This is a genomic window from Pseudomonas sp. GM79, from assembly GCF_000282495.1.
Classification (GTDB): domain Bacteria; phylum Pseudomonadota; class Gammaproteobacteria; order Pseudomonadales; family Pseudomonadaceae; genus Aquipseudomonas.
Window position 1 is genome coordinate 1 of sequence record NZ_AKJE01000111.1, and the last position, 24,143, is coordinate 24,143.

General features: G+C 56.9%; 33 protein-coding genes. 6 read left to right on the forward strand and 27 right to left on the reverse strand.

Translation table 11 applies throughout. The annotated features are described in order from the left end of the window. Positions 1 to 186: 186 nt before the first annotated feature. Positions 187 to 486 (reverse strand): hypothetical protein, encoded by a 300-nt coding sequence (locus PMI36_RS02890; protein ID WP_008075722.1) that lies wholly within the window; start codon positions 484 to 486, stop codon positions 187 to 189. 140 nt (positions 487 to 626) lie between these two features. Between PMI36_RS02890 and PMI36_RS02885 the strand changes: the two genes are divergently transcribed. Further along, a complete protein-coding gene (locus PMI36_RS02885) occupies positions 627 to 1,325 on the forward strand; it encodes an SOS response-associated peptidase family protein (protein ID WP_008075723.1) in 699 nt (232 codons plus the stop codon). 1 nt (position 1,326) lies between these two features. Here PMI36_RS02885 and PMI36_RS02880 read toward each other — a convergent pair whose 3' ends face one another. The 3 genes from PMI36_RS02880 to PMI36_RS02870 form a co-directional block, all read right to left on the reverse strand. After that, positions 1,327 to 1,572: a hypothetical protein gene (locus tag PMI36_RS02880; protein WP_008075724.1), complete on the reverse strand. Its 246-nt coding sequence runs from the start codon at positions 1,570 to 1,572 to the stop codon at positions 1,327 to 1,329. After that, the gene (locus PMI36_RS02875; RefSeq protein WP_008075725.1) at positions 1,569 to 1,847 is read right to left on the reverse strand and encodes a hypothetical protein; all 279 of its coding nucleotides are present in this window, start codon (positions 1,845 to 1,847) and stop codon (positions 1,569 to 1,571) included. Before PMI36_RS02875 ends, PMI36_RS02880 begins: the two co-directional genes overlap by 4 nt. A 118-nt stretch (positions 1,848 to 1,965) precedes the next feature. After that, positions 1,966 to 2,415 (reverse strand): cell wall hydrolase, encoded by a 450-nt coding sequence (locus PMI36_RS02870; RefSeq protein WP_008075726.1) that lies wholly within the window; start codon positions 2,413 to 2,415, stop codon positions 1,966 to 1,968. Positions 2,416 to 2,552: 137 nt separating this feature from the next. Here PMI36_RS02870 and PMI36_RS02865 point away from each other — a divergent pair, with 137 nt between their 5' ends. Continuing rightward, positions 2,553 to 3,716: an acyltransferase family protein gene (locus PMI36_RS02865; RefSeq protein WP_008075727.1), complete on the forward strand. Its 1,164-nt coding sequence runs from the start codon at positions 2,553 to 2,555 to the stop codon at positions 3,714 to 3,716. Positions 3,717 to 3,722: 6 nt separating this feature from the next. Here the strand turns inward: PMI36_RS02865 and PMI36_RS02860 are convergent, their stop codons facing one another. The 10 genes from PMI36_RS02860 to PMI36_RS31785 all read right to left on the reverse strand — a co-directional run bounded on the left by PMI36_RS02860 (position 3,723) and on the right by PMI36_RS31785 (position 12,793). Next, positions 3,723 to 4,058 (reverse strand): tail fiber assembly protein, encoded by a 336-nt coding sequence (locus PMI36_RS02860; RefSeq protein ID WP_008075728.1) that lies wholly within the window; start codon positions 4,056 to 4,058, stop codon positions 3,723 to 3,725. 3 nt (positions 4,059 to 4,061) lie between these two features. Next, entirely contained in the window at positions 4,062 to 5,195 is a 1,134-nt protein-coding gene (locus tag PMI36_RS32180; protein WP_008075729.1) for a hypothetical protein, read from the reverse strand. Positions 5,196 to 5,219: 24 nt separating this feature from the next. Further along, positions 5,220 to 5,900 (reverse strand): hypothetical protein, encoded by a 681-nt coding sequence (locus tag PMI36_RS02855; protein ID WP_008075730.1) that lies wholly within the window; start codon positions 5,898 to 5,900, stop codon positions 5,220 to 5,222. After that, the gene (locus PMI36_RS02850) at positions 5,900 to 6,211 is read right to left on the reverse strand and encodes a hypothetical protein (protein WP_032830723.1); all 312 of its coding nucleotides are present in this window, start codon (positions 6,209 to 6,211) and stop codon (positions 5,900 to 5,902) included. Before PMI36_RS02850 ends, PMI36_RS02855 begins: the two co-directional genes overlap by 1 nt. Before the next feature lie 15 nt (positions 6,212 to 6,226). Continuing rightward, positions 6,227 to 9,790 (reverse strand): host specificity protein J, encoded by a 3,564-nt coding sequence (locus PMI36_RS02845; protein WP_008075732.1) that lies wholly within the window; start codon positions 9,788 to 9,790, stop codon positions 6,227 to 6,229. 57 nt (positions 9,791 to 9,847) lie between these two features. Beyond that, positions 9,848 to 10,414 (reverse strand): tail assembly protein, encoded by a 567-nt coding sequence (locus PMI36_RS02840; RefSeq protein ID WP_032830724.1) that lies wholly within the window; start codon positions 10,412 to 10,414, stop codon positions 9,848 to 9,850. 84 nt (positions 10,415 to 10,498) lie between these two features. Next, on the reverse strand, positions 10,499 to 10,843 hold the full coding sequence (locus tag PMI36_RS02835) for a hypothetical protein (RefSeq protein ID WP_008075734.1): 345 nt from the start codon (positions 10,841 to 10,843) through the stop codon (positions 10,499 to 10,501). 117 nt (positions 10,844 to 10,960) lie between these two features. After that, positions 10,961 to 11,689 carry a phage antirepressor N-terminal domain-containing protein gene (locus PMI36_RS30120; protein WP_008075735.1) on the reverse strand — a complete coding sequence of 243 codons (729 nt, stop codon included), beginning with the start codon at positions 11,687 to 11,689 and terminating at the stop codon, positions 10,961 to 10,963. Then, positions 11,686 to 12,654, reverse strand: a complete 969-nt coding sequence (locus PMI36_RS02830; RefSeq protein ID WP_008075736.1) for a BRO-N domain-containing protein — start codon at positions 12,652 to 12,654, stop codon at positions 11,686 to 11,688. The genes PMI36_RS30120 and PMI36_RS02830 overlap by 4 nt, the downstream gene beginning before the upstream one ends. Further along, positions 12,632 to 12,793 carry a hypothetical protein gene (locus PMI36_RS31785; protein ID WP_008075737.1) on the reverse strand — a complete coding sequence of 54 codons (162 nt, stop codon included), beginning with the start codon at positions 12,791 to 12,793 and terminating at the stop codon, positions 12,632 to 12,634. Before PMI36_RS31785 ends, PMI36_RS02830 begins: the two co-directional genes overlap by 23 nt. A 72-nt stretch (positions 12,794 to 12,865) precedes the next feature. Between PMI36_RS31785 and PMI36_RS02825 the strand changes: the two genes are divergently transcribed. The 3 genes from PMI36_RS02825 to PMI36_RS0129980 all read left to right on the forward strand — a co-directional run bounded on the left by PMI36_RS02825 (position 12,866) and on the right by PMI36_RS0129980 (position 14,213). Continuing rightward, complete coding sequence (locus PMI36_RS02825) at positions 12,866 to 13,423, forward strand: Arc family DNA-binding protein (RefSeq protein WP_238543603.1); 558 nt, start codon at positions 12,866 to 12,868, stop codon at positions 13,421 to 13,423. 130 nt (positions 13,424 to 13,553) lie between these two features. Next, positions 13,554 to 13,808 (forward strand): hypothetical protein, encoded by a 255-nt coding sequence (locus PMI36_RS02820; protein WP_008075739.1) that lies wholly within the window; start codon positions 13,554 to 13,556, stop codon positions 13,806 to 13,808. 81 nt (positions 13,809 to 13,889) lie between these two features. Then, positions 13,890 to 14,213 (forward strand): hypothetical protein, encoded by a 324-nt coding sequence (locus PMI36_RS0129980; protein ID WP_238543604.1) that lies wholly within the window; start codon positions 13,890 to 13,892, stop codon positions 14,211 to 14,213. An 81-nt stretch (positions 14,214 to 14,294) separates the two neighbouring features. Here the strand turns inward: PMI36_RS0129980 and PMI36_RS02815 are convergent, their stop codons facing one another. From PMI36_RS02815 to PMI36_RS02770, 10 genes are all read right to left on the reverse strand, one after another. Next, entirely contained in the window at positions 14,295 to 15,089 is a 795-nt protein-coding gene (locus PMI36_RS02815; protein ID WP_008075740.1) for a C40 family peptidase, read from the reverse strand. A gap of 2 nt (positions 15,090 to 15,091) precedes the next feature. Next, a complete protein-coding gene (locus PMI36_RS02810) occupies positions 15,092 to 15,841 on the reverse strand; it encodes a phage minor tail protein L (RefSeq protein WP_008075741.1) in 750 nt (249 codons plus the stop codon). A gap of 9 nt (positions 15,842 to 15,850) precedes the next feature. Then, positions 15,851 to 16,189 carry a phage tail protein gene (locus PMI36_RS02805; protein WP_008075742.1) on the reverse strand — a complete coding sequence of 113 codons (339 nt, stop codon included), beginning with the start codon at positions 16,187 to 16,189 and terminating at the stop codon, positions 15,851 to 15,853. Further along, entirely contained in the window at positions 16,189 to 19,227 is a 3,039-nt protein-coding gene (locus PMI36_RS02800) for a phage tail tape measure protein (RefSeq protein WP_008075743.1), read from the reverse strand. The genes PMI36_RS02805 and PMI36_RS02800 overlap by 1 nt, the downstream gene beginning before the upstream one ends. A gap of 27 nt (positions 19,228 to 19,254) precedes the next feature. Next, a complete protein-coding gene (locus PMI36_RS02795) occupies positions 19,255 to 19,527 on the reverse strand; it encodes a DUF1799 domain-containing protein (RefSeq protein WP_008075744.1) in 273 nt (90 codons plus the stop codon). 47 nt (positions 19,528 to 19,574) lie between these two features. Continuing rightward, a complete protein-coding gene (locus PMI36_RS02790) occupies positions 19,575 to 19,958 on the reverse strand; it encodes a phage tail assembly chaperone (protein WP_008075745.1) in 384 nt (127 codons plus the stop codon). Between the two features lie 9 nt (positions 19,959 to 19,967). After that, positions 19,968 to 20,615, reverse strand: a complete 648-nt coding sequence (locus PMI36_RS02785; protein ID WP_008075747.1) for a phage tail protein — start codon at positions 20,613 to 20,615, stop codon at positions 19,968 to 19,970. Between the two features lie 68 nt (positions 20,616 to 20,683). Then, positions 20,684 to 21,100: a phage tail terminator-like protein gene (locus tag PMI36_RS02780; RefSeq protein WP_008075748.1), complete on the reverse strand. Its 417-nt coding sequence runs from the start codon at positions 21,098 to 21,100 to the stop codon at positions 20,684 to 20,686. After that, complete coding sequence (locus PMI36_RS02775; protein WP_008075751.1) at positions 21,097 to 21,693, reverse strand: hypothetical protein; 597 nt, start codon at positions 21,691 to 21,693, stop codon at positions 21,097 to 21,099. The genes PMI36_RS02780 and PMI36_RS02775 overlap by 4 nt, the downstream gene beginning before the upstream one ends. Next, on the reverse strand, positions 21,690 to 22,058 hold the full coding sequence (locus PMI36_RS02770; RefSeq protein WP_008075753.1) for a hypothetical protein: 369 nt from the start codon (positions 22,056 to 22,058) through the stop codon (positions 21,690 to 21,692). Before PMI36_RS02770 ends, PMI36_RS02775 begins: the two co-directional genes overlap by 4 nt. Positions 22,059 to 22,151: 93 nt before the next feature. On the opposite strand from PMI36_RS02770, the gene PMI36_RS02765 reads away from it, so the two are divergent. Next, positions 22,152 to 22,391 carry a hypothetical protein gene (locus PMI36_RS02765; RefSeq protein WP_008075755.1) on the forward strand — a complete coding sequence of 80 codons (240 nt, stop codon included), beginning with the start codon at positions 22,152 to 22,154 and terminating at the stop codon, positions 22,389 to 22,391. Positions 22,392 to 22,393: 2 nt separating this feature from the next. On the opposite strand, the gene PMI36_RS02760 is transcribed toward PMI36_RS02765, so the two are convergent. From PMI36_RS02760 to PMI36_RS02750, 3 genes are read right to left on the reverse strand one after another with little or no spacing between them, the layout of a single operon-like run. After that, entirely contained in the window at positions 22,394 to 22,894 is a 501-nt protein-coding gene (locus tag PMI36_RS02760; protein ID WP_008075756.1) for a DnaT-like ssDNA-binding protein, read from the reverse strand. Between the two features lie 3 nt (positions 22,895 to 22,897). Next, positions 22,898 to 23,116, reverse strand: coding sequence for a hypothetical protein (locus PMI36_RS02755; RefSeq protein WP_008075759.1), 219 nt, complete (start codon positions 23,114 to 23,116; stop codon positions 22,898 to 22,900). Between the two features lie 50 nt (positions 23,117 to 23,166). Then, entirely contained in the window at positions 23,167 to 24,135 is a 969-nt protein-coding gene (locus PMI36_RS02750) for a major capsid protein (protein WP_008075761.1), read from the reverse strand. Positions 24,136 to 24,143 lie beyond the last annotated feature (8 nt).

The window sequence follows — 24,143 nt, forward strand, 5'->3', positions numbered from 1 at the left end:
TCGACCCCTAGCACCCCATGCTTGCAGGGGCGCTAAAAAGCTATAAAAAACAGTCCTTTGGAACGGCGCCCACTGCAATCGATGCCGTACCGTGACTAACCGTACTTTACGAATCCCCGCAAAAGTCCCTACAGGCTTTCGATAAGAAAGCCCCTGCATTCCGGCGTCCTGCCGATCGCAACACAATCAAATCTCCCTGCAATACCAAGACTGTGCATACAGAACACCATCGACCTCCTCCAGGCCACTCAACGTGAAACCGAGCGTTGCCATGCTGGTCAGGCGAGCATCAAGAAGCGGCCGAAGCGGTGGTGCGTCACCCGGCCAGGCACCGTGTCGCAGAGATGCGGTATTGGCTGTTCTCTTCAAAAGGTCAGACGGCGCGCTGGAGAAAATGACATCGCCCTTTACTGGATCGGTACTGGCGATATCCCTTTTCGATCTGGCGACGCCGCACTCTCTCATGGGCACAATCAGGAAATGCATTGCTTGCTCGATACTGGATAAAAATACAGTATCCGAAGGATTTGGCGATTGCTCAATTGGACGCTGACGATCGGTAACGTTTCGTTCTTATGCAGTAGGGGGCTGGACTACGCTGAAAGCACTGGCGGAGGACTTGACCCATGTGTGGACGACTTTCCCAATACAGCGGCATTCATGACTTTGTCGCGACGCTGAGCATGCCCAACGCGCTGATCAACTATGCAGGCGACCAGCCTTTCGAGCTCTACAACGCCGCGCCGTCCGCTCAGCTCGCCCTCTTTCACCAGGAAGGTCAGTTTCTCCGGGCCGACATGGTGCGCTGGGGATGGCGGCCGCACTGGGCCAAGGACTGCGCCGCGCCGATCAATGCCCGGGTAGAGAAAGTCGCCCGCGGAGCGTTCTTCAAAGCGATCTGGCCACACAGGGCAATCATCGCAATCAACAACTGGTTCGAATGGGTCGATGAAGGTGGGCCGAAGAAGCAGCCCTATCTGATCCGCCGCAAAGACCGGGCGCCAATCCTGTGCGCCGCGATCGGCCAATACCCAAGCGCCGAGTTTGGACCGAGTGAATATGACGGATTCGTCATCATCACCGCCGACAGCAAGGGCGGCATGGTGGATATTCACGATCGCCAGCCGGTGACGCTCAATCCCGAGCTGGCGCGGGAGTGGCTGGATCCGGCTACACCGAAAGAACACGCCGAGCAAATGGTGCTATTTCAGGGTGAGCCAACCGAGGTGTTCGAGTGGTACCCGGTGGGCCGGGCGGTGGGCAATGTACGGAACCGAGGGCCGGAAGTTATAGCGCCAACCCCTGTAGAGGGTGGCACTACATAAATCAGGCGATTTTATCTCGAGAGGCCACAGCGTCTTTACGAGCTTTATGTGCTGCCTTACGAAATCGCCTGAATGTGCGGACGTGGATCACTAAGACTTTGTCGTCCTTTTCCTTGTCCTTTTCCTTGTCTTTACCGAGCACCTTGAATTCGCGACGAACGGCTTCCACTGCGCCGACAATAGGGGCGAAGAACATTCGAGGTGTTTCCCTCGCGGCTTTAAGAAATTCTTCTTTGAACATGCTCATTGGGCACGCACCTCCAGCCAGACTTCACGCACAAATGTATACGTGGCACCTAACAACATTATCACAAAGCAGGATATGTCTAGATAAAACAGCAGATGCTCTACCCAGACAAAAACCACTATAAGGTTTTCACTAACGCCCTGCTGCTCCAGCCAATGTACGAATTTTTCGAGGATGGAAGCAATTGCTGCGATAGCTATAAACATAGCAGTGCCGACCAAGATATGCGCCAGCAGATGCATGGCAGCCTTGAAAATCCCCTTTCCTTCGCTCACTCGCCGCCCCTCTTTCGATTAGAGGAGAACTGTAGCATTGGCGGCGCGATGCACCTATGAAATCGAAATAGCCAGGACGCCTGCGAATAGGGGTTTTCGCGACGGTTTGCGAAGGCATTCACGGCACATCCCTGAAGAAAAAGTGGTGGCCGAGCTTCAGTGTCAGCTTCGCTCCCACAGCCCAGGCGGGCGCTTTCGGCATCGTGGTCGCGTAGTAGTGGGTCGCGCCTCCCGTAGAATCAGGCTCTGCACCAGACATCACCAGGTCGGCTGCCTTTTGCGCCCGGGCGAACTCAGCGGCAGGTATCGGCTTGCTTCCACAAAGGTACGGGTAGTTTGGGTCGTTCTTGTTCCAGCAACTGAACTGGTATGGCTTCAGGCACACGCCGGCGTAGCCTTCCCCCCACCACGACTTGGCCTTGCCATCGTTCACGCGGTTGCGGATGGTCCATGCCACAGCGATCTGACCAGTAAGGCTTTCGCCGCGAGCCTCTCCCCACAAAGTGCGGGCGAGGACATCTCGATCTTTTTCGGTTTCGGTTTCGGTTTCGGTTTCGGTTTCGGTCATAGTTTTCTCCAGGCAAAAAAAAGCCCGCTCAATGGCGGGCGCAGCGCATCAAATAAGAGAACATCTGTAGAATGCCCCAACGAAATTTTGCTCAATACGTCGAAATCGAACCCTGCGAAGGATCAAGAGTTAGGACAATGCATATAGCAAACCACACAAAAATGAAAAAAAATAGCGACATAGAAGCCCTTCGAGCACTAGCTATTATATTAGTCATTTTTGCGCACATCGCCATCATCCTTTCCCCCAAATCAATTTATTGGCTAGTCTTGGAAAATTTCCGATTTGGTTATGGCGTAGACATATTTTTCTGTGTATCCGGCTTTATCATTACAAAATCAATCAAGAACGAAATCCCTGTATCAAGATCATTATCTTCGCTACTAAGCCTAGCAGTGCCATTCTGGGTAAGAAGGTTCTGGAGATTGATGCCTTCTGCACTATTTTGGATTGGTGTATGCCTTGCGCTTTCTTATTTCTTCAGTAAAAAAGGCGTCTTCCTTGAATTCAATCAGATCCTGCCAGCCGCCACTGCAGCAGCACTCCAGTACTTCAACATTATCTATTCAGGTGCCAGGGACGCAGGAACACTAGGCGATACAGGAATTTACTGGAGTCTTTCGTTAGAGAACCAGTTTTATTTCGCACTACCCATCGTTGCCGTGATACTTGGTAAGCGTTGGATGCCTTTATTATTTATCACATTGATTTTGGCTCAATTTTTTATTACCAGACAGCTTATCAAGCCCACTCCAGAACTCTGGGCTGTGAGAACTGACGCTATTTCCTTTGGAGTACTATTAGCACTCTGGCACGGATCAGCTTCGTACACAAAACTTGAGCCAACATTCTTGAGCAGTAAATTGGCAACCATCCTACTACTATCAGGAATGATGCCCCTATTAGCATCCCTGACAGCACCAACCCCCCCACTTCCTTTCGCGATGGGGCTGACAGCCTTAGGTTCCGCCCTACTCGTATGGATCGCAAGCTACAACGGGTCATACTTCACGAAGAACGCTACTGTGGCTAAATTATCCAGCTACATTGGGTCACGTTCATATGCCATATACTTAACGCACGCGATATGCTTGTCGTTGGTGCGGCAAATATTTTTCAACGACTTCAACGACCCAACCCCGACTAATTTTGATGTTCCGCACACGGCTATTTACATAACTGCCTTTTTAGGCATGACATTAATTCTTGCAGAACTTAGCTACAGACTAATAGAGACGCCCCTGCGTTCAAAAGGGGAATCCATCTCTAAAAAAATAAAATACAAGACATCTATCGCTTAGGAGCTTTCAATCGGGCACGACTGGCCAATCAGGATCGCTTGGCCAGCCTGCCCGTGTCGGGGTATTACTCAGTGCTATAAAATAGCGTTTCCAGGACCTCCACCTGGAAAGCTCCTCTTCGCTGATTTCGTCAATGTCGACGCCAGCTTGCAAAGGACTTATCACCTCATTTGCTTTTTGCTGTTTTGATAGAAGCACTTCAAGATTCTGACAAACTATCTCAGCCTTAACAATTTTATCTACGAGCGACTGAGGAATCTCATCGACGCATATCTCACCGCCAGTCAAGGGCCAATCCACTTCGATTGAACGCCAGCCTGTTTCTGTAATTGCGTATGGCATGCTTTATCTCTCCATTCCATAGCCGGCAACGTCAATATACATTCCCGAACCACTGGCGGCACTTAAAGAGTAAGCTACCGCTTGGTTAGTATCCGTGACGAAATTAATCTGATTCCTTGCTCCCCCATCAATTGCCACCATCGCTAATCCGCCTACCGCGGGAATGGTCAATAGTCCAACCGTGCCCACAGCACAACTGCCTCTCAAGATTACGGACTGCGTATGTGGAGGGACGACAGCCGCAAGCGAAACAGTAACAAACGAAGTTGATAGCCCTCCCGAGAGACACCTGAAAGGAACCGCCGAAACGTTCGCAACATAAAATACGTTCTCAAATGAATATTTGAAATTGTAAATATTTCCAGAGCTATCAGTGCGCGCGCAAAAGATCATGCGACGGCTGGTATCGAGATTCTTGGTTCTTGCTAATCCAGAGTACGGCTGAGCCGGCCAAGTGGTCGAGTACTCTACAGCTGGTGTTCCGTTGTTGTTGTAGAGGTAAAAGAAAATGAAGGCATCGGTTGTGAGCCCAGCCATTCCTGATACAACAATTGGTGCAACGACCTTTATGCTCTTCCCGAGGGATGGAATGTATGCCGATCCGGTTCCGATGGTGATTGAAGATCCACTATTCCACGTCGGTATAAGGCCATCAATAAAGCTCTCCGCTACTCCGCCCTGGGTAACTGTCAACGCGGTTGTCAATCCCGTAAGCGCGGTGATATCCGAGTTGGCGCCACTCTTGGCGGCTGATAGTGCCGCTCTTGCAGCGGTATCGCTGGTCGCTCCAGTACCACCTTTGGTTACCGGCAAAACATCGTAATTGCCCGTCGTGCCTAGCGCCGCCATCTTGGCGCCATACAGGTTGACCAGAGAGCGCAGCGCATCGGCTGAATCCTTGACGTACCCCTGCAGCGGTGCCAGCGCATAACCTCCCGCCCCATTCGTGGTCCCCTGGTAATTTGGCGAAATCGACACCGCCGTATCGCTGGCGATGTTGGTCAACTCATACCAGCCGCCATCCGGCCCCCGGAAGGCATCACCTACCCGGCTGTTGGCAATAAATGCAGTGCCGGTGCCGATCACGGCATTGGAATTTTGGGTAACAGAAACCGTTCCTGATTTGTACCAGGGCATGGCTTACTTCCTATTTTGATTTATTTAAGCGGCGAGTTTTGCGAATACAGCAGGCAAGAAAAACGCGATCGGGTTAGTAGCGGCGATGGTGATTGCGTATAGCGTGTTGTTTGGGAAATCCCACCAGCAGTAGAGATTGCGGGGAATACCGCTGCCCGACGTCATGTTCATGCCGAAGGTGTTCAACAACATGTATTCGTTCTGTGGAAAGTTGAACGGAACGGTGTAGTAGATTCTGGTCAAACCTTGCGCGGTAGTGTCGTACCTGACGTAGCTCCAGTTCTGAAACGAACGGGTAAACGTGGCATTTGGCGTCCCAGAATCAAACAACAAGGCCCCTGCTCCATTCCACAACCGCATGCCGTATTGAGCTGCCGCCTGTGCTGCAAAGGCGGCGACGAAATATCGACCATTAGGCTGTGCGGTGTTCACGTCATAGGCGCGGACGTAGAACCCCGTCCAGTTGCCGGCCGAGCCGATCAGGCGCATTTGACAAAGGCCTGCCACGCCACTAACGGTGTCAGGCCGGACAAAGACCAGCGGCGGTTCCTGAGAGGTTACGGGCGTTGCGAAATACGTCGTCGAGCCCAAGCCCGATTCTTCCGTCGGCGCGAACCGTCCGGAAGAGATCACCATTAGGCGCGCATATTCCGAATCGAGAACCACGGTATTGCTGCTGTTCGTGAACTGAAGTCCGTATGCCATCAGCTGAACCTCATCACGATCAGGCGCATAGTCCCGCTCGCGATAGTGCTCGCCGCGAAGCCACGCGTATGGTTGTAGACCCGTGCGACATTGTCGACGAGCTCAGTTTCGAACTGCATCTGACTGTCGCTGTAAGCCCCGACAGGTACGACGATGGCAGATCCATTGCCCGGACCAACCCCAGGGACCGAGAAGTCCTGATTGGTCTTGCTGCCGCCTACGGGGAAGGTCACCAGGACCGACAGCGCCACACGGATGGTGAAAGAGTTCTCGTCGACCTGGAGCGATCCATCGCCGCCCCAGACCCGCATTCCATAAGCCATCTTTCACCCCAGATATCCAAGCCGCACACGCAGCACGTTGTTCGCGTCATAGACCGAGACGTTCAGCGAGTTGATCACCAGTCGACCCTGCCCCGGGACAATACCGTTGATCTCAAGTGTTCCGTCCTTGTTGAGGATCCAGCCTTGCTGGCCGGCGATATAGTTGGTCGAGCTGATGTAGCTGCCGATCTTGGCGTTGGTGATGGTGCCGTCAGCGATGAACGCCGAGTTCATGAACACCTGGCCACCCTGCACCGCAAACGGCACCGAGATGGCCCCGCCGGCGATGGTGTTGACTATGGCGAAGCGGTCAGCGCTCACCAGGAACTGGCTTTGCAGGCCGGCTCCGGTGTTCTCGATGCCAAGACCGATACCGGCCGCGATGTACTGGCCGCCCGCAGTGACCTGCATCTTCACCGACCACATAGTGCTCAGCTTGCCAGCGGTATCGGCATAGGCCGTCGATGTTTGCTGAATCGCAGCGGTGTTTTGTCCCACCGACACATTCAACTGGTCAATCTTCGTGGCCGTTGCTGACTCGTTGGTGGCAACCACCTGTTCCAGCTCGGTGATGTTCGCTGCGTTCTCGCCAATCTTTGCGTCAAAGGTGGTCAGGCGGCGTGCTGTTGCCTCGTTTTCCGAAGCTCTTACGCTACTTTCCGAGGCGATGGCCGCAGTGCTGGTCCAGCCCTTCAGGGCGTCGGCCAAATCACCCTCCCCGTTGTCATCACGGGAAGAGGCGCGCAAGGCTTGGAACGCCGTAGCCTGGGCCGTGACCACGCCGTCGAGCTCGGTGATATCGGCGGTGTTAAAGGCAACTTGTTGCGCCAGCCCGTTCGCTGTCTCGATCGACTGACCGACATCCAGCCAGTAGGTCGCGTTCGGCGGCGTCGTGTTGATTGGCACTTCGCCGGTCGCCTGGTAGATCCGCTTTCCGACAACCACAAGATCGTATTCTTCGTAGGTTGCTTCCGGGTCGTAGCCCATCAGCCCATCAAGCGCATCAATCTGAGCCTGAAGGCCCGGGATTTTGTCGATTTCGTCCAGGATGTCTTGGCCAAGTTCCGTGCGGCCGATCTCTCCAGCGATCATTTCAAGAATCGCCGCAGCATCAGCGCTCGACTGCCCCTGCACACCGATACCCACCGGATACCACGGACCGATGTTGCCGATCCGGTCCACCAAGCGCGCCCAGAAATAGAAGGTCACGCCGGCGCGCAAGCCCAGCATCGAGAAGTCGCTTTGCGGATACGATAGGTCCGTCATCTTTGTCGCCATCTCCAGGCTGGTCGTCGGCCCGTACCAGAGCTCCGTGCGCTGGGTATCCTCGGCCCCGGCAGGGAAACCCCACTTCAGGTAGATGCCGAACAGCAGCGGCGTGGCCGTCAGGTACGACACCGCCGGCGGCAGACCTTCCTTTCCCTTGAGCTGGGTGAGCATCGAATTACGCCAGATCGACGAGATGTCGAAGGCGCTCACCGCACGTACGCGAGCCACGTAGGCACCGGCGTAAATCCCGACCACATCGACACTGGTCATCCCGGTGCGCTGCAGCTTGATCCAGTTGCCGCTGTCCTTGCGCCACTCCACGTCATAACCCACCGCACCGGGCACCGCGGGCCAGGTGATGGTCATGGTGGCGATGGCGATGCCCTGCGAGACAACCGAGTTCGACGTAACGGTGATACTGGTCGGCGCCGGAACCACGGTGATCGGAATCACGCTGATCGGCCGCTCTTCCAGGCGGGCACCGGTGTCGATGTAAGCGAACTTGCTCGGCTCATATTGCAGTGCGCTGATTTCGAAGTCGCCCTCAGCAGTGCGCTTGGTCCGTAATACGCGATAGAGCGGAATCGCCAGATCATCGGCATCAAGCGCCCATTGCAATTGCGGTAGCGGCGCCTCGCTGTAGTTGGTGCTCACCGTCACCGCTCGGTTGTTCACGCTCTGCACGGTGCGCCCTTCGGCACGGCCGCCCGGCAGGTTGATGATCAGCCGGTCGCCAGCCTTGGCCTGGGTGTCACGGTCGAGCGTCACCACGCGACCAGCAACCGCAGAGATGCGCCCGCCCACCTCGCGACCAGCCAGCAGCGAATCCGCCACCGGGATGATGTGGCCAGGGAGCGGAATCACGCCCTCCATGCCGGTCTTGAACGATACGGTGCGATCCTGATTGTTGCTGAGGATCGCCCACTTGCCGCGGCGCTGGGCCTCAGAGGCGCGCGTGCAGCCAATGGCGCTCAGCTCGGTCGGTTTGTCGCCCAGACGCCGTTGCAGATCCAGATCCGCAAATGGAATGACGTCGGTGTCGTAGTTGTTCGCCGGGTTGTCGTAGCTGACCAAGGCGCGGGTGTATCGGGTCTTCGCCGAGGCGCTGCCGTACGAGAACTTCCCGTCGATGACGTTAGCCCGGGTGAACACGTAGTCGAAGTCCTGCGCGCGCGGCATATCGGCCTGCATCACAAGCTGGCCCTGAGCCCAGTAGGTCATGCCCCGGTAAATGCCGGCGATATCGCGCAGCAGCGACCAGGCATCGGCCTTGCCCTGAAGGTTCATGTCGCACAGGAAGCGCGGTTCGGTACCGCCGAGGCCGTTCGGCACCAACTGATCGCAGTACTGCGAAATCCGGTACAGCTCCCACTTGTCCACCATGAACGGCTTGATGCGCTTGCCCAGGCCGAAACGGTCCTCGGTGCACACGCCGTAAGTGATCCAGGCCGGGTTATTGGTCCAGGCTTGCTTCATGCTGCCGTCCCACGTCCCGGTGTAGGTGCGTGCGATCGGGTCGTAGTTGCTCGGTACCTGCCAGCGACGCGCCCGGCACTTCACGGTGACGGCCGGAATGTTGGTGAACTGCTCGGCGTCGAATTCGATGTAGAGCAGCGCTGTATTCGGGTAGCGCAGCTTCGCGTCAATCACTTCGGTGAAGCCGGCAATCAGCATGTTGTCGGCGATCTTGTTGCTGTTCTGGTTCGGCGTCAGGCGCCGCACGCGGATCTGCCAGCCGGTGGTAGCGTCTGGCAGATCGATCCGGCGGGAGCGCTCGTAGCGCGTGGTGGTCTTGCCGTCCACGGCGTCCACTGCCACTTGCTGATAGGCGCCACCATCGGTGGCCACGTCGATTGCGTACTCGATGCGGTAGCCAACGATGTTGCCTTCATCATCCTGACGCTGCAGCGCCGGCCAGGCGAAACGCACGCGCACGGCCGACAGCTGAATGTTGGTGATCGAGCGTACCCACGGGGAGTCGCTGCGCAGTTCCACGTTCAGCGAGGTTTCATTCTCGACTGAAGGGATACCAGGGATATAGGTCTGGTCCACGGAGCCCGGGCGCCAGTCCCACTTCACATTCGGGAAGTTGTAGTTGCCGCTCGCATCCCGGATCGGGGTGTTGTCGAGATAGATGTCGTAGTCGGTCGGGGTTTCGTCGAACTCGCCCTCGCCCACGGCGATCAGCAGCTTGGCCAGGTTGGTCGAGCGCAGGCTGTCGCTGGCCTCAGTCGGCGACTTCGGCTTGCTGCTGCCGCCCTTCTCACCGCGGATGTCGATTTTCTGTGCTGCGCCCATGCTTTCCTCCAGGCATAAAAAAACCGCCTCGCGGGCGGCCTGCTTGCTGTGTGCTGCTTACGCTTTGTCTTCGGCGTAGATCGAGGCAGAAATGATCATCCCGCCCCACCGGCGTTCGCCGATGCAGATCGGCACCGGGTTGCCGCTTGCGGTGGTGTTCTTGGCGCTGCCGAAGGCGTAGGACGGGGCGTTTTCGGGGGATGCGCTTTGCTTAAGCCCAGTTGCTTGGGGGCTTAGCAGTTGCACAACACCGCCAATAGTGAGACCAACACCAGCAGAAAAAAGACTTGGGCCAGCTCCTCCAACAAAGAAAGAAGCAGCGATGAGCACCACACCAATAATTGTTTGGAGTACCCCAGCGCGTTTGCTTCCAGATATCACTGGAACGACTCGGATTTCCTTGGTTCCACCAAGTGCAAAATCTTCTTCGCGTACATTCTTCCGATTGCGGAAGATCGCAAATCGCATGCCGCGCCGATCCAAATCTTTGATTGCCTGTTCAAAACCATCGATTGTGCACTTCAAGGCCTTGAATGCCTCACCGACGGATTTTGTCCCCAATTCTCGGTAATGCCTTCGTCCGAACATTCTTGCGAGCGGACCAGAAAGCAAAATGGTGGTCATTGATTGGTTTGAAGATTTTGGGACCACTGTTTTCTCCTGGCGTAAAAAAACCGCCGAATGGCGGTTCTGGATAAAATGACCTCTTTAAAGGCACTCGCGTACGGCCGCTTCTAAGGCGCCTCTGCCCCACATCTTCGACCACGGCATCCGCTGATACAGTGCGACCTTGCTACCTGCGCCAGCTTTGGAAATCTCAAGAACCTCATCGGTCATCATCTCTGTAGCGACGACCAATCGATATCCGTTATCTGTTTCAGACATGGTCGACGTAGTGCGCTGCTCCTGCCATCTCGGGAAAACGCACAGAGCGTACTTCTTGGCCGACTTGCTGGTTGACGCGCTTATTGTTGGTTCATTTTTCTTGACGTCGCCCGGCGACGAGCACCCAGCCAGCAATGCAACAGCCAACGCCCCTACGAATAATTTCATGTCGTTCCCTCACTGAGATTTGGGGGACTTTATCACCAACGAAGGGGCAATACGAAAGCCCCGCATGGGCGGGGTTCTTCGTTGATCGGGAGGTAGGCCGTCCCTGGCTGTTGCGTCTCAACCTTCGCCGAGAATCTCCTGGAAACGGTCAACTGCTGCACTGTTATAGAAAAAGGTCTCGCACTGCCGATCACTATACTTCGACTTGTCGAGTCTAAGTTCGCCGTACTGGTCCGTTTTCAGACCGTGCTGATTCGCAAGCCGACCGATTTTTTGTGCGCTGACTCCGAACAACTGCCCCACCTCACCCGCCAGCTTCAGGCTTTCTTCGACCTTGGGTAGAGGGATCAAACGCTGCCCGAAGGCAAGCTCTGAAATGTGGCTGAGCAAAGCCTGTTTACTGGTATCGCCGAGATTCGGCAGGTGAGCTAGCGCAAGCCTACCAAACTCTACGGCCGAGTCATTGGCTGCCGGTGGATGTGATCGCGAATTGACTGCATGCCCGTCATTCCAATATTTCCAGAGCGCGTCATCGCATTCATTTTGATACTCAACAATTTTGTTTCGAACTCGCTCGTCTTTTACTCGACCGGTTTGAACGGTTGAAAGCCACCCTGCGAGCTTACGCAATGGCAGGCAAGCGACCTGCTGGATCCCCCCCGCTGAAGGTATCTCCGTTACGGAGACACCCCAGCGCGCAGGGTTCGCGGTCAGCTTCTTATGCTGACCTCCCCAATCCAGCCCAATTCCCTCTACAACTGGGCGCATTGGCACATACGGCTGACCGTTGAGGTCAACCAGCATCAAGTTTACGCCATGAAATGGAACCGTCATCAGCGCACTCATGCCGCCACCTTCCACTTCAGCTTGGCCATTGCCGCCAAAGCAAAATCGAAAAGATCTGCTGGTGGAACGTGAATGCCATTCTCTCCAGCAATAGCACCGAGAAACTGCATCGGCGACATCACGAACGCATCAATAGGAACCGGGTGGACCTGCCGATTGCCAGCGCCATCGGTGAAGACGATGAAACGCTGTGTCGGTGAAAGCTCGGCCGGAAGTTCAACCCCCTTCTCTTCCCGGCCCAGGTATTCGCCCTCGATCGCGTAACTCGCGACGAAGCTGCAGGCCGACTCGAATTCGCTCGCAGGGATCAGTTCGGTGCGAGACACATTGAAGCGAGTGTGAAGGCGGTTGTGCATCACCAGCTGAAAGCTCTGACGATTTTCGGCCGGAACAGCTTTTGCTTTGTCTCGAATTACCCCTTTGATGATGTTGAATTGGCTCAAGCTAAGCTGATCCAACAACACTGTCATTTTGCCTTGATCATCGTACTGGCCATGCTTGCGAATTGCTGGGAGCACTTCGGCAGTCACCCACTTCTTGAAGCGCTTCGCCTCAGCCTTACGACTCTTGAAGATGAGGGAGTACAAGCCAGATTCGTTAACTACCAGCATTTCCTGATCGCCAGAGGGGGTGTTGACACTGGCAATACCCTTCTCGTCTGCATCCAGGCCGTCACCTTCCCGATCCGCACGGCCATTCACAGCCAGCGACACGTTGCCTATGGCGAGTGAGCCGCAGACGTCCGCAGCAACGAACCAAGGCTGTTCGTCAATCAACAGCGTCCGAACCTGCTGCTTACCAAATTTGAACGAGATAATCTGCGCAGTCCGACTCTGGACATTGTTTTCTACTGGAATTGCGGTAGCATTACTCATGACGATTTCTTCCTGGTAGTTGATCTCGTTACCCCAAACCTCAGCGCCGGCCAGCGCTGGGGTTTTTTTATGCCCGTTTGATTTGCTCATCTCGCTGCATTGCCTCCCTGAGAGCCTTGCCAACCAGCCAGTTCTGACTGCGCTCCTCCTGCAGAGCCTTCCTTTCTAGCCAGGCTTTAATATCCGGCTCTGCCCGAAAAACTACTTGCGCCATTTCACGTACCTTCATGCCAATCTCTCCCTTCTAAGCACCGTGCTTAGATTAATTTAAGCACCGTGCTTTATTGCAGTCAATAGCACCGTGCTTCATTATTTAGAAATGAGCAGAACAGACCTTCAGGTTAATTTCAGGATACCGGCCGAACTCAAGACAGATCTTGAGCAGGCCGCCAAAGAGAGCGGGCGATCCTTAACTGCTGAGATTGTCGCTCGCCTCAATCTCAGCCTTCTCGCTGATGGCAAAAACGGAGAAGAGCTTTTCGCTGCTGATAAGGCAAAGGAATATGCGTCTATCGCCCGAATGAGCTTGCCAGCCGTGGTGCGAGAGCGAATCAGAGTCGCAATAAACCAATCGATCGTCCGAGGCTTGAACAGTGCAGACGTATCGCTTAGTGACTTGGGATTGGAATCGCTTCCGTCAGAGTACCTCGCAAAGATCCAGATTGAGCTCAGCCAAGAACTTGATGAAGCTGGTTATAGCTTCGAATGGGACGGAGGTGAGTCGATTTGGATTACTTACGGCGACGATGAGTCCATTCCTGACGCTCCAGAGATTGAGATGCCTAGTATCACCAAGCGGGATAACGAGACGCTCGAACCACCGCGACGACTCATTGTTAACCATAAACGGAAAGCCTGAGCCGCACCCTGCAAATCCATATAGCCAACTCAGAGCCCGGTCAGTCCGGTTTTTTTTCGCCTGTACGAATCCCCAGTAACGCCCCAGCAAGCCCTGTAGTAGCGTAATGCCTCACTCGCAGGAGTCGACTATGAAACGAAACGCGGAACTATCTGAGCAGTTCACCGAATCTCTTAGGATGACCCCACTCGGCGAACCACTTGTGTTTAATTTTCGTGGCGCCCCTACTCCGGTTGAAGTGAAGTACACCTTCACCGGTGGATGGGTAGTCACACAAATCCTTCACCCTGGAGTTCCGCTAGAGATTGTGAAAGGCAAAGACGGTCACCTCCTGCAGGTCGATATTACCCTTCTACCTTATGACGGCATGAAGGCAACCGAATAAAGGAATTCCCCAGTCCTTTGCCTGCAAGCCCAAGGACTGGGATTGCGCCATTTTCGGCGCGTTTATGACTTGGAGGTCAATGTGAGCGAAAACAATGCTGGAATTAGCATGCTAAGTCTCGATGAGAGACTGAAATCGCTTGAAAAGGAAGCTGGTATCGGCGAGGGAGCTCATGTCATCACGCCGTTTGAGGCCGGGACGCTAGCAGCGCTTACAGCGATTGGGGTTTCCTTGGGAGCCGTCGGCTTCGATAAGCGAAATAAAATGATCGATTTGATTGGAGTGCTGAAATCTAAGCTGCCAGAAAATCCGAAATTCAAAGGCGCTGATTCGATTTACCATGCTCCTCTCGAAGCTCTTCTGACAGGTCTTTCCCCAATACCGTCTGAGAGATCTGCCGACTGAGCCAATCCAAAACCTTCCCTGCGTCATGATCCCCAGGGAAGGGATCTGAAAAGCTGGGCGTTGTGTTCGGAACGTTTTGAGTCATGTCATTCTCCCGCAGCCCTGCCGCATCTCGTGGGTTGGCTGTGCATCTTTGTGCCTGAGGATCAGGCGTGTCCGGTCCAACCACGGTCCGCCGAAGACAATGATCTCGCTCAGCCTGCCGTACAAGTGATGCAGCAGGAAAGGCCCTGGGCCGAACGTCGCCGCATCCTCGCTGGGAAGCGTCGGATCGGTTCCAAGAAAGATCCCTGCGTGGTTCGGGTAAACCGTCCGCCCGACTTCCATCACGATCATGTCGCCCCGCTGCGGCTGATCGACCCGATAGAAGCCGGCGGCCTCGTAGTTCGACTCGTACAGGCTGGTGTTGTCCTTGCTCTCCCACCAGCCGTCGGCACGCTTGAAGGCCTCGAACTCAAGCCCCCACTCGCGCTTGTACCAATCGGCGCAGACCTGCCAGCAGTCCCAAGCGCCGTGTACAAATGACCGCTTGAGCAACGGCGTCTCGCCAGAAGGCATGACCGTTCGCAGGTCACCTTCAGGCCAACTGATGATATGCCACGGCAGCGCGGTCGCTTCGCACATCGCCAAGTCGCGCGGTGAAGGCCGGCTAGTGGCGTCCGGGTGCGAATGAACGATGCCGATCACTTCGCCGATATCTTCCGCCGCGACATAGTCTTCAGGGTCAATTCGGAATTCCTCGCTGGATTCAGATGCGATGTTTCGGCACGGGTAATACTGTTGTTTTCGCCCAATGCTCAGCAGCAGACCGCAGCACTCTTTCGGGTACTCGGCCGCCGCGTGATCCTGGATCGCGCTCAAGATGTGCTTGCGCATGGTCAGCTCCGTGCGATCAGGGAAACGGCGGGGAATCCACCAAACGGGTAGGCATTGCCCTCGCCAAAGCGCGGGATGCAACCCCTGCCCAGCGTGGCATCGCACTCGTCCAGTTCTGGATTGTCGGTTGGCACGCCGTCCTTCGTGACGTATCCGCCGGTGTAGCCGCAGTTCGGCCTCCGGTAGCCGCCGGTGAGACACCAGTGGCACAACGTTGTGGCCTGCCGCCCGATGGATTCGCCGCCGACATCACCCGGGCTGGCCAGCTCCCAACTAACCGTCTCCCCATCCTCGTTCGTCTTCTGGTCGATGTACCAGACCTCGATCGTCTCTTGGGTTGGGTCTGCTGTTGGGTTACCGGCCGGGAAGTTCACTGCATCCAGGTACGTGCCCAAGGTGTGACGCATGGTCAGCTTGAACTCGAGCAAATCGTCGAATGCCAGACAAAGCGCGGTAATTCGCCCGTTGACGTTGCCGACCGACAGGGTTGGTCGAACTGCCGTACCGTCACCATTGGCCTCGATGCCGTCGATCTGCATTGGCCAGGCGCCGTACTCGTTACCCTGCCACCAGATCGCTTTCGCGGGAAGCTGATCCGAATCGGCGCCGGCGGCAATCAATTCCTCCGGCGAGTGCGGGATCGCATGTCCGTGGAAGCGCAGCACGTCCGCACCGTAGTCCGTACCGTCCAATTCAAAGAGCAGCACTTCACTGCCAGGTTCGAGGACCTGGATGTCACTAATCAGCGGCATGATTGCCCCTTATGGTTGGAATGCACGGTCAAAAGTTGCCGTGAGTTTGAAAACTCCGCCGCCCACCGGAGTGGGTACGGGATTCTTGCAGGTGAACAGGCCGAGCTGGCCAAGCGGCGTGGTCCAGAGGAATGCCTTTGCACCGGCATGCCGGTCGAGGAACGCCATGATCTCCAACACTTTGGCTTTTGGGCCGCTGTAGGTGATCGGATAAGCGTCCTCTTTGTTGTTCGGGCCGTCGCCAGCCGTCTGCTTGTAGCCGTTACCGAACTGCGAGGTGCGCACCCGATAGGTAATTTCAGGTGCGTCGCCGTGCTGAGTTGGCCAGGTGAATGTCTCAATCGCCATCAGGCTCTCCCGTTAACGTTGCGAAAACTCACGCCGCCAGCACGCCACGACTCGGCCACGGCTCTCTCTGCTGCGGCCTTCATCTGCGTCTGGAGGTTTTGCGAAAGCGCCTGTTGGTCGAGCTGCATACCTTCAGAGCTGCGATCCGGAATCGCCACGGTGACTGGTGCGTTGATGCTGATGGTCGATCCACTGCTGCCACCGCTCAAAGCCCGCACGCCAAGCTGGCCGCCGGCCGTTCTGGTCAGCGGCATGATCGCCTCTTCCCCCGCCTCCCCCATGATTCCGATATCGCCACCGGCCATGCCGAAGGCTGTTGGCTTGCTCACAATGCTATTGGTGAAGGCTGCCCCGTTGGCAAACAACTGCACACCGGACGACCAGGCGCCACCATCGGCCTGAATGCTGCCCGGTGTGAAGCCCGATAGGTCGCCGCTGTAGCCTGCCTGAGTCGATCCTGCTGAAGCTGCTGATCCCGCACCGCCGGCGAAGTAACTCGCACCTGCGCCGATGAGACTGCCCAGCAGCGCGGAACTGGCTTGCCGAGTAGCAATGCGCGCCATGTCCGCCAAGATCGATTTTGTAAAGTCCGCGAACGACAGCTTCCCAGTCATAGCGAAGTTGACGACTGCGTCCTCCATCGAAGTGAAGGCGTTGGTGAACAGACTCTTCGTCTGCCCGGCGACATCCCGAGCCGACTCCAGGTAGTTCTGCCATGCCGACGTTGCCCCGGCACTCCAGTCACCCTGGGCTGTCGTCATCTCGTCGTAATTGGCTTGCACGGTGTCGTGCATATCCTGCTGTGTAGCTTTTAGCGCTGCCAGTTTCTGGGTGTACTCGTCGAGGCTCATGCCGCGCGAGCCATCGCCGTATTGGTTTGCCAACTCCAGGCTTTGCTGGTTGAAGCGATCGTCGATACCGTTCTGCTGATCCGTCAGCCCGCGCTGCCGATCACCCTGGCCTAGGCCAGAAGCCGCACGCAGCCCTTGCTGTCGAAGCGTCTCGACCTGTTGCTGTAAGGCGTCGGTATACGTTTTGACGGCCAGAGTCTGCTTGCGCAGGCGACCGTCTTCGTTGGTGGCAATGATCGAAAGCTGGCTGTCCGTTTCCTGCTGCGCCTTGACCATCGCGCTGCGTGCATCCGAGATCTTTTGATCGATCTGGATGATCTGCGCTGCAGTCGTTCCCTTTTTGGCCTTGGCTGCTTCCAGAGCCGCGATTTCCACCTCATATCCCTGGGCTACTTCGACGGTTTCCTGCTTAAGCAGGCTGACACGTTGCTCAGTGTAGCTGGCCTGCGAGATAACACCGGCCCGCTGAGAAGCTTCGAGTTCCTTATCGGCATTTTTGTAGTAGGCCAAAGTTTCGGCGAGTACATTTTTTGCGTTGTTGAAGCCCGTCAGGTCGACGCTGCCTGCTGCGCCCTTCGGATCTTTGAACTTGTCGTTGAGGTTCGCCATGTTCTTGGCGACCGCGGCTGGATCAAGCCGTGGATCGTTCGGGCTGGTCTTGCGGATATCGTCGAGCTGCTTCTTGTACTCCTTGATTGCCTCGGCACGCTTCTGCTCGTTGGTCAGTGAAGATTTTGTCAGGGCATCGACTTTGACCATCGCAGACACAGCGTCTTGCTGAGCCTTGGCCTGCTCGCCTTCGTATTTGGCGATGTCGGCCGCTGCAGCCTTCTGGTCCTCCAGCATGTTCAGCTGATTGCTGTAGAGCTCAACCATCTCTTTCTGGTTTTGGAAGGCGCCCACATTGCCCGATTGCGCCTGCTCCAGATTCCACCGGGCCTGCTCAATGTCGGCATCGATATCGGGCCGCCCCAGGTTCTTCAGGTTGTCCGCTGCTCGCGCGACAGCGTTGTAACCCTTCTCCCAGAAGCTCAGGTTTTCGAGGATCCTCGGGGTACGCTCGTTGATCGCATCCGCGTACTGCTCGGTTGCCAGCTTCACGGCGCCGGCATGGTCGCCCTGCTCTTCCAGAGCGGCGATCTGCGAATAAACCGAGGCGGTCAGGTAGTGGTATTGCTCATTCAGCGCGGCTGATGCCTTGACCGGCTCGTCTGCGATCTTTTCGAACTCCGCAACCGTCTCTTTTATGGCTTTGCCGGTCGCTTCCTTCATGGACACGGCAGCCTGGGCAATGCCGCCGAAACTCTCGCCAGCGATTTTTCCGTTGCCGGCCAGCAGCGCCAGCACTTCGGCAGCCTGGCCAGTCGTGCCGACGGTCGCGCTGACCTGCCGTGCCATTTCGCCAAGTTGGCTGGCGGTCATGCCAGAGGCGTTACCGGTGAGCACCAGACCTTTGGTATAGGCGTCCTGCTCTTCGCTGCCCTTGTAGTAAGCAACGGCCAGCCCACCAACGGCAGCAGTGGCCAAGGCAATTGGCGCCAGAATGGCAAGCAGGCCAGCAGCCGATGCACCCGCACCAGCGCCCAACTGAGCAACAGCACGAACACCACTACCCCAATCGCCAGAAGACAGCGCATTGCCGAGCTGCACGACGTTTTCCTGAGCCTGGCGGGTGCCGAGCTTCAGCTTGTCGAAACCGGTGGCAGTTTTTTCCAGTGATGCGTAGTTGCCGTTCAGCTTGCCCAGCGCCGAGTTGTACTGGTCCTGACTGATGCGGCCGGCATCGAGATGCTTGCCCAGCTGCTCAACCTGATTATCGAGCTTGGCCATGGCCGCACGGGCTGGGTCGATCGCGCCGAGCAGGCTGTTCAGCGCCTTCTGTTCATCAAGCGTGGACTTGGCCAGCGCCGCCTGCTGTTTGTCGAGCTGTGCGGTGATCTTGGTGAACTCGGCCTCGCCATAGGCACCGGTCTTAGTGAGTTTCGCCAGATTTTCGCGCTGCTTTGCCAGTTCCTGCGTGGTGGTCGCGCCTTTCGACAACGACTTCTCCAGCGCTTCCATCTCTTTCATCAGGCCGACGGCGGACTGCTCCGCGCGATCGCCGGCCTTGGTCATCTTGTCGAGTTCGACAGTGGCCCGGGCGGTGTCAGCTGAGTCAATCTTGATGCCCAGTTCTGCGATGTTCATCGACTCACCTTGAATAAGTGCCCGTCTTCACGGGCTGTTGTCGCGGGCTTCTGCCATGACGGCGATGGCTTCCGACTCCATCACACGAATGTCCTGAAACACGCGTTGGCGATCCTTAGCCGGAATGCCAACGAGCTTCATCACGTCGGGCAGGACGCCGTAATCGAGTCCGGTTGCGCCGCATGCGCCTGTGCGCCACTGAGTCCACATCGAATCCATGACGAGGAACGACTTCCAGTTGTCCGGCCAGACCTCGACAGTTTCGTCGTAGTCCTCTGGTGAAAAGCCGAACAGGGCCATCTGTTCGGCGGATCCGTCAGACTCGTAGAGCGCCCGGGCAGCGGCGGTTAGTTTCCCAGGCGGGCCTTGCCGAAGGCTTCGCTGTAGGCCTTCACGACGGCATCCGAGACACCGATGCAGCTCTTCACCAGAGCAGTGATCGACTCGTCGTTGAGCTTGTCGTTGAAGCCCCATGCCACGATCAGATCCTTAATCTGTTCGACACCCTGCTCCACTTCCGCTGCGGTGATTTCGGTGAGAGTTGGCTGGGTGTCTTTGAAGCGCTCGCCCAGGGCTTCGGCTTTCTCCTTCCAGGCGTCGAACAATTCGGCCAGGGCCGTACGGTCTCGATACTTGAAGGTGAACGGAACCATTGCGGGTTTGCCGCCCACCTGAGGGATGGCCACATCGACGGTGAACGTCGGCTTTGGCGCAATCGAAAACTTTGCCATGGGAACCCCTTAGGCGTTGTAGCGAGTTGGGCGGGAGGCGAACGACAGCGTGATGGTCCGCGTCATGATGTTGTTGCGGCTCAGCGTCGGGGTCGCAGTGATCGACACATATGCGTAGTAGTAGATGGTCGCGCCGCCTGGAAGGTTTGCGCGAACCAGGCGCGGCTCCTTGTCTTCATCGGCGGCTTCCACCACGGCGACGTATGCCTGAGCAGGGTCATCTGCAACTGGCAGCGTCATGCTGCTGGCCGACTTGGTGGTGGGCAACTGACGATCATCGTCGTCCTCGAGGAAGCCGTAGGTCAGGAACTGCTGCTCACCGCCGTTTGCGGTCGGCTCGGTGATCTGAGAGATCTGGGTCCAACCGGACGCAGCACGAACCGATCCCGCACCGGAGCCTGCCGGGTAGTTTTTGACGCTGGTGGTATCCACGCCCTCAGCCGCGAAGTCGCCCACATCGGAATCGATCACTCGCGCAGGGCGGCCGTTCAGCTTCGCCCACGCCGAATCAATGACGATCACGTCGCCATTGGCCAGGCCGTGCGCGGCAGCGGTCAACACTGCGGGCTTGGCGTTGGTGATCGCGGTGAATGGCTTCGGGACGCTAAGAACGCTGGCGATCTCGAAGGTCGTGCCGTTGGGAATCTTGACGCTCATGGGTTTTCCTCTTTGCAGAAATGACAAAACCCGCGCAGTGGCGGGTTCTGGGTTGCCCAATGGGCGGATTAGTTGGTGTCGGCTCGGTATTGAAAAGAGACCGGTACAGTGAAGGTCGTGTCGTCTGGAATGCCGGGGCCGGGGTCGACTGGTGTCATGGTAACGACGGTCAGCGCGCCTTTCGTGTTTCGCTCATACAGCGGGAACAAGGTGGCGATCTGATCAGCCAGTGCACCGGCTGCGCCGCGGTACTTCCCCGATGGCGTCACGATGCTGACCTGAAACACGCCGGTGTACAGCTTGTGGTCGCCACCGAGCGTGTTGCTCGCAGTGTCCGCCGGTAGCGTGAACGCCTTCAGGTAAGTGGCGCCGTCAACTGGCGTGTAGGCCTCGTTCTCGACGACGACCTTCAGCGGTACCGGCAACGCTTTCGCCCAGTTGATCAGCTTGGCCTCGTAGATTGAGGCGATGATGTTGTGGCTCATATCTGGTTGTTCCTGATGGCCTCCTGCACGATCTGCTGGAAGCGGGCCACGGTGATGCGGACCATGCCACCCGGTGCCTGGGTCGAATGTCCGAACTCAAGCGGGATGGCGTACGGCAGGTTGTTGACGAGATAGGCAGTCTGTCCGGCGGTGAAATCGCTGACGGCCGAAACCAGTGCGGCGATCGTCTCTTGTCCGCTCGGATCAACTTCGCCAAACGTGACGTTTTCGACGACATCAATTGAAAGATGCCAGTTGGCTCGGAACCGGCCACCGACGTAGCCTTCGGGGGCAATGATATCCATGCCGTCGTGCAGCTTGCGACCTGGCTTCAGCCGCCCCTCCTTTGTCAGGTTGGCTGGATCGCTGCGCAGGCTGCTGTTGTGGTCGTCCACGGCCTTGTTGTACTGGCGAGCTACGGTGTTCTGCGCCCATATCTCGGGAATCCCCACCGGCGACATGCGGATGACGCTGCTGCCGACCTCGATGATGATCTCGCGCAGACTTGCGTCGATGGCTTCCGTCGCTTGGGCTGCAAACTCGGCAAGGCTCAAGGCGAAGCTGCCGGACTGGCCGGCACCGGCGCGACTCATGACCGCACCTGCAGCTCGTACAGAATCGGCGCGCCGGCGGGGTTAATCTCTTTCAGCGGTGGAACGATTGACCAGGTGCGCCCTTGGACAATGACCTTGTTCAACAGGTCCGGCACCCACTCAAGCCCCTGCGCGGCGATCTTGAGTTTCTTGTCGCCCTGCTTGATAAGGCTGTTGTTCTGGAATTCTTGACCGGTGAAGTCGAGCAGGATGCCTTGAGCGGTCTGCTCAATGACGGTGCTGGTCGGTGCCGTTCCGGTGTCCGGATCGTACTCGCCGACGGTCATTGCCCGAATGATCACGGGCTGGCCGAACTCTGTGATCATCTCCAGAGCCATCACGGCCATTTCGTCGTAGAAGGCCATGGCGTCTCCTTGAGGCTGGTAGGTTTTTTGAAGAACAGGAAGATATGCAATACTCGGAACGCAACCACAACCACAACCAAGTTACGGGTATCTATGAGCAACGATTTGATTCGCCAGACTCAGCAGGAAATTGATCTGTCCGTCATGAACATGATTAAGGCTTACCTCTACCGCACTTACGGTACGAGATACCCAGAAGAGCAGCGCGCCAAGATTGCGGATATTCTCGCAACCGCTGTTGTTGTTGAATTCAAAGGAACCGACGAGTGCAAGAGCCTTCCACCGCAGGAACAGGGCGAGCACTACCTACTCAAAATCGTTAAATCAATCTGACGCTAAGCCCTAACAGCAAACAACCCGCGCTTAACCAGATAGTCCGCAAACTGTGTCGCGCTGGGCCGGTCCGGTGCTGCCGGCAACAGTCGGCCGCTGGTGTTCGAGATCGTCGCGTACTCGCGATCAACAGCGCCCTCCACACGCTCACGGGTGATTGCGCCCTTTCGCTTGTCGATCGGGTCGATGTCGTCGGTGTGGATCTCGGCGGCCAAGGCCATCTGGCCGTACTGGATGCGCGCGGGCAGGTAGTTGTCGGGCTTGATCTGGCAGTCCAGTTCAACCCCGCGGCGCGGCCAGGCCAAAGCCTGATCACTGTCAGTCTTGCGCCCCTTCCAGGTCTTGCCATCCATCGCCAAGGCGGCCCGGCGAAGCAGCGCTTCTTGCGCGGGCTCGTCCGCAGGGATGGTCACGCCGAACTTGCCGGCGTACATGACCAGGTCCGCGGCGTTCGCGTAGCTTTCGGCGTCTGGCTTGCCGGTGCCGTCCTCGATGATGAGCATGAGTCAGTCCTTGGGTTTGTTCAGGTCAGCGCCCACCTTCGCAGGTGCAGTGCGGTACTCAGCCTTCAGCGTAGCTTTCGGCGGCTTCTCGACTTCGCCGCCACGGTCTTCCGTGACATTGGCATCGATGATGATCAGGCCTTCCTTTTTGGCGATTGCCTTCACGTCATCTTCGTAGCGGTGGAACGGGCCCGGCAGATACCAGATGTTATCAGTCATCATTGTCACTCCGCTGCGCCAGGGCATTATGCCCCGGAGCAGTCATCAGGTGGTTACTTGGAGGCATCGCCGATCAGAGCAACACCGGCGGTGTCCTTGATGCTGGCTGCGGTTTTATCCCAGTTGGTACCGGTGGCGAGCGCGGCGCTCGATGGAGACTTGCCGCCGTTCGCGACATCCCAGGTGTAGCCCTTGATGCCGAGACCGAAGGTGTAGTCCACCTGGATGGTCGTGGTGATGCGCTCGTTACCGTTGTTGGTCTGCACGTTCGAGATGATGTCTCGATTGTCGTGCACAAGCGCGGCACCAGCCGCCAGACCAAGGATGATCTCCTTGTTCGGCGTGCCTGTTTGAGCGAGAGCCGGCGCATCGGTGACGATCGAGGTCTTGCCGAGGATATCGACGACGCGAACGTTGCCGGCCTGGAACAGGTTGTTCGGGTTGGCAAGGCCTTGGCCGACCAGCTTGTGCCAGGTGGTGCCCTGCATGACTTGAGCAACCAGGTTCTGGCTTGCGTCGCCGAACTTCGCGTGCGCGCTGTTCAAGCCGGCCTGGGTGATGCCGGCGGTGGCCGACACATCGTTCACCGCTGCTGCTTGCGCGGTGATCGCAGCAACCAGCGCGGCGATGGCGGTGTTCAGCTGATCCTTCAGCAGTACTTCGGCAAATGCGCGGCTCGCAACTTCAACGCCTTGTGCAGTCGGACGCTGCAGCCAGGTCATTTGCGACGGCTCGTAACGAATCGGACCGAAGCCGCCCGCGACTTTCACGGTGGTGTCTTGCAGCTCGGTCAGGTCAACCGGAGTCACTGCGGCGTTAGCACCATAGCGATTCACGCGACGCTGAGCCGCCCCGAGGTTCTGGAAGAACGACTCTTGCAGGAAGTCACCGGTGAAGCCGTTTGGCGACAGCACAATCGCGCCGTTGCTGGCAGCGTTGAACGCCTCCAGCATTTGGTCCAGCGTCTCGAGAGTCGCCGGCATGATGTAATCGTTGAAGACCTGCATTTGAGACAGGGACATGAATTATT

What these genes read in the sequence shown, in the direction of transcription:
- PMI36_RS02890 (WP_008075722.1), bottom strand. Translation starts at nt 486, where the DNA reads ATGCATTTCCTGATTGTGCCCATGAGAGAGTGCGGCGTCGCCAGATCG.
- PMI36_RS02885 (WP_008075723.1), top strand. Translation starts at nt 627, where the DNA reads ATGTGTGGACGACTTTCCCAATACAGCGGCATTCATGACTTTGTCGCG.
- PMI36_RS02880 (WP_008075724.1), bottom strand. Translation starts at nt 1,572, where the DNA reads ATGAGCATGTTCAAAGAAGAATTTCTTAAAGCCGCGAGGGAAACACCT.
- PMI36_RS02870 (WP_008075726.1), bottom strand. Translation starts at nt 2,415, where the DNA reads ATGACCGAAACCGAAACCGAAACCGAAACCGAAACCGAAAAAGATCGA.
- PMI36_RS02865 (WP_008075727.1), top strand. Translation starts at nt 2,553, where the DNA reads ATGCATATAGCAAACCACACAAAAATGAAAAAAAATAGCGACATAGAA.
- PMI36_RS02860 (WP_008075728.1), bottom strand. Translation starts at nt 4,058, where the DNA reads ATGCCATACGCAATTACAGAAACAGGCTGGCGTTCAATCGAAGTGGAT.
- PMI36_RS32180 (WP_008075729.1), bottom strand. Translation starts at nt 5,195, where the DNA reads ATGCCCTGGTACAAATCAGGAACGGTTTCTGTTACCCAAAATTCCAAT.
- PMI36_RS02855 (WP_008075730.1), bottom strand. Translation starts at nt 5,900, where the DNA reads ATGGCATACGGACTTCAGTTCACGAACAGCAGCAATACCGTGGTTCTC.
- PMI36_RS02850 (WP_032830723.1), bottom strand. Translation starts at nt 6,211, where the DNA reads ATGCGGGTCTGGGGCGGCGATGGATCGCTCCAGGTCGACGAGAACTCT.
- PMI36_RS02845 (WP_008075732.1), bottom strand. Translation starts at nt 9,790, where the DNA reads ATGGGCGCAGCACAGAAAATCGACATCCGCGGTGAGAAGGGCGGCAGC.
- PMI36_RS02840 (WP_032830724.1), bottom strand. Translation starts at nt 10,414, where the DNA reads ATGACCACCATTTTGCTTTCTGGTCCGCTCGCAAGAATGTTCGGACGA.
- PMI36_RS02835 (WP_008075734.1), bottom strand. Translation starts at nt 10,843, where the DNA reads ATGAAATTATTCGTAGGGGCGTTGGCTGTTGCATTGCTGGCTGGGTGC.
- PMI36_RS30120 (WP_008075735.1), bottom strand. Translation starts at nt 11,689, where the DNA reads ATGAGTGCGCTGATGACGGTTCCATTTCATGGCGTAAACTTGATGCTG.
- PMI36_RS02830 (WP_008075736.1), bottom strand. Translation starts at nt 12,654, where the DNA reads ATGAGCAAATCAAACGGGCATAAAAAAACCCCAGCGCTGGCCGGCGCT.
- PMI36_RS31785 (WP_008075737.1), bottom strand. Translation starts at nt 12,793, where the DNA reads ATGAAGGTACGTGAAATGGCGCAAGTAGTTTTTCGGGCAGAGCCGGAT.
- PMI36_RS02820 (WP_008075739.1), top strand. Translation starts at nt 13,554, where the DNA reads ATGAAACGAAACGCGGAACTATCTGAGCAGTTCACCGAATCTCTTAGG.
- PMI36_RS02815 (WP_008075740.1), bottom strand. Translation starts at nt 15,089, where the DNA reads ATGCGCAAGCACATCTTGAGCGCGATCCAGGATCACGCGGCGGCCGAG.
- PMI36_RS02810 (WP_008075741.1), bottom strand. Translation starts at nt 15,841, where the DNA reads ATGCCGCTGATTAGTGACATCCAGGTCCTCGAACCTGGCAGTGAAGTG.
- PMI36_RS02805 (WP_008075742.1), bottom strand. Translation starts at nt 16,189, where the DNA reads ATGGCGATTGAGACATTCACCTGGCCAACTCAGCACGGCGACGCACCT.
- PMI36_RS02800 (WP_008075743.1), bottom strand. Translation starts at nt 19,227, where the DNA reads ATGAACATCGCAGAACTGGGCATCAAGATTGACTCAGCTGACACCGCC.
- PMI36_RS02795 (WP_008075744.1), bottom strand. Translation starts at nt 19,527, where the DNA reads ATGGCCCTGTTCGGCTTTTCACCAGAGGACTACGACGAAACTGTCGAG.
- PMI36_RS02790 (WP_008075745.1), bottom strand. Translation starts at nt 19,958, where the DNA reads ATGGCAAAGTTTTCGATTGCGCCAAAGCCGACGTTCACCGTCGATGTG.
- PMI36_RS02785 (WP_008075747.1), bottom strand. Translation starts at nt 20,615, where the DNA reads ATGAGCGTCAAGATTCCCAACGGCACGACCTTCGAGATCGCCAGCGTT.
- PMI36_RS02780 (WP_008075748.1), bottom strand. Translation starts at nt 21,100, where the DNA reads ATGAGCCACAACATCATCGCCTCAATCTACGAGGCCAAGCTGATCAAC.
- PMI36_RS02775 (WP_008075751.1), bottom strand. Translation starts at nt 21,693, where the DNA reads ATGAGTCGCGCCGGTGCCGGCCAGTCCGGCAGCTTCGCCTTGAGCCTT.
- PMI36_RS02770 (WP_008075753.1), bottom strand. Translation starts at nt 22,058, where the DNA reads ATGGCCTTCTACGACGAAATGGCCGTGATGGCTCTGGAGATGATCACA.
- PMI36_RS02765 (WP_008075755.1), top strand. Translation starts at nt 22,152, where the DNA reads ATGAGCAACGATTTGATTCGCCAGACTCAGCAGGAAATTGATCTGTCC.
- PMI36_RS02760 (WP_008075756.1), bottom strand. Translation starts at nt 22,894, where the DNA reads ATGCTCATCATCGAGGACGGCACCGGCAAGCCAGACGCCGAAAGCTAC.
- PMI36_RS02755 (WP_008075759.1), bottom strand. Translation starts at nt 23,116, where the DNA reads ATGATGACTGATAACATCTGGTATCTGCCGGGCCCGTTCCACCGCTAC.
- PMI36_RS02750 (WP_008075761.1), bottom strand. Translation starts at nt 24,135, where the DNA reads ATGTCCCTGTCTCAAATGCAGGTCTTCAACGATTACATCATGCCGGCG.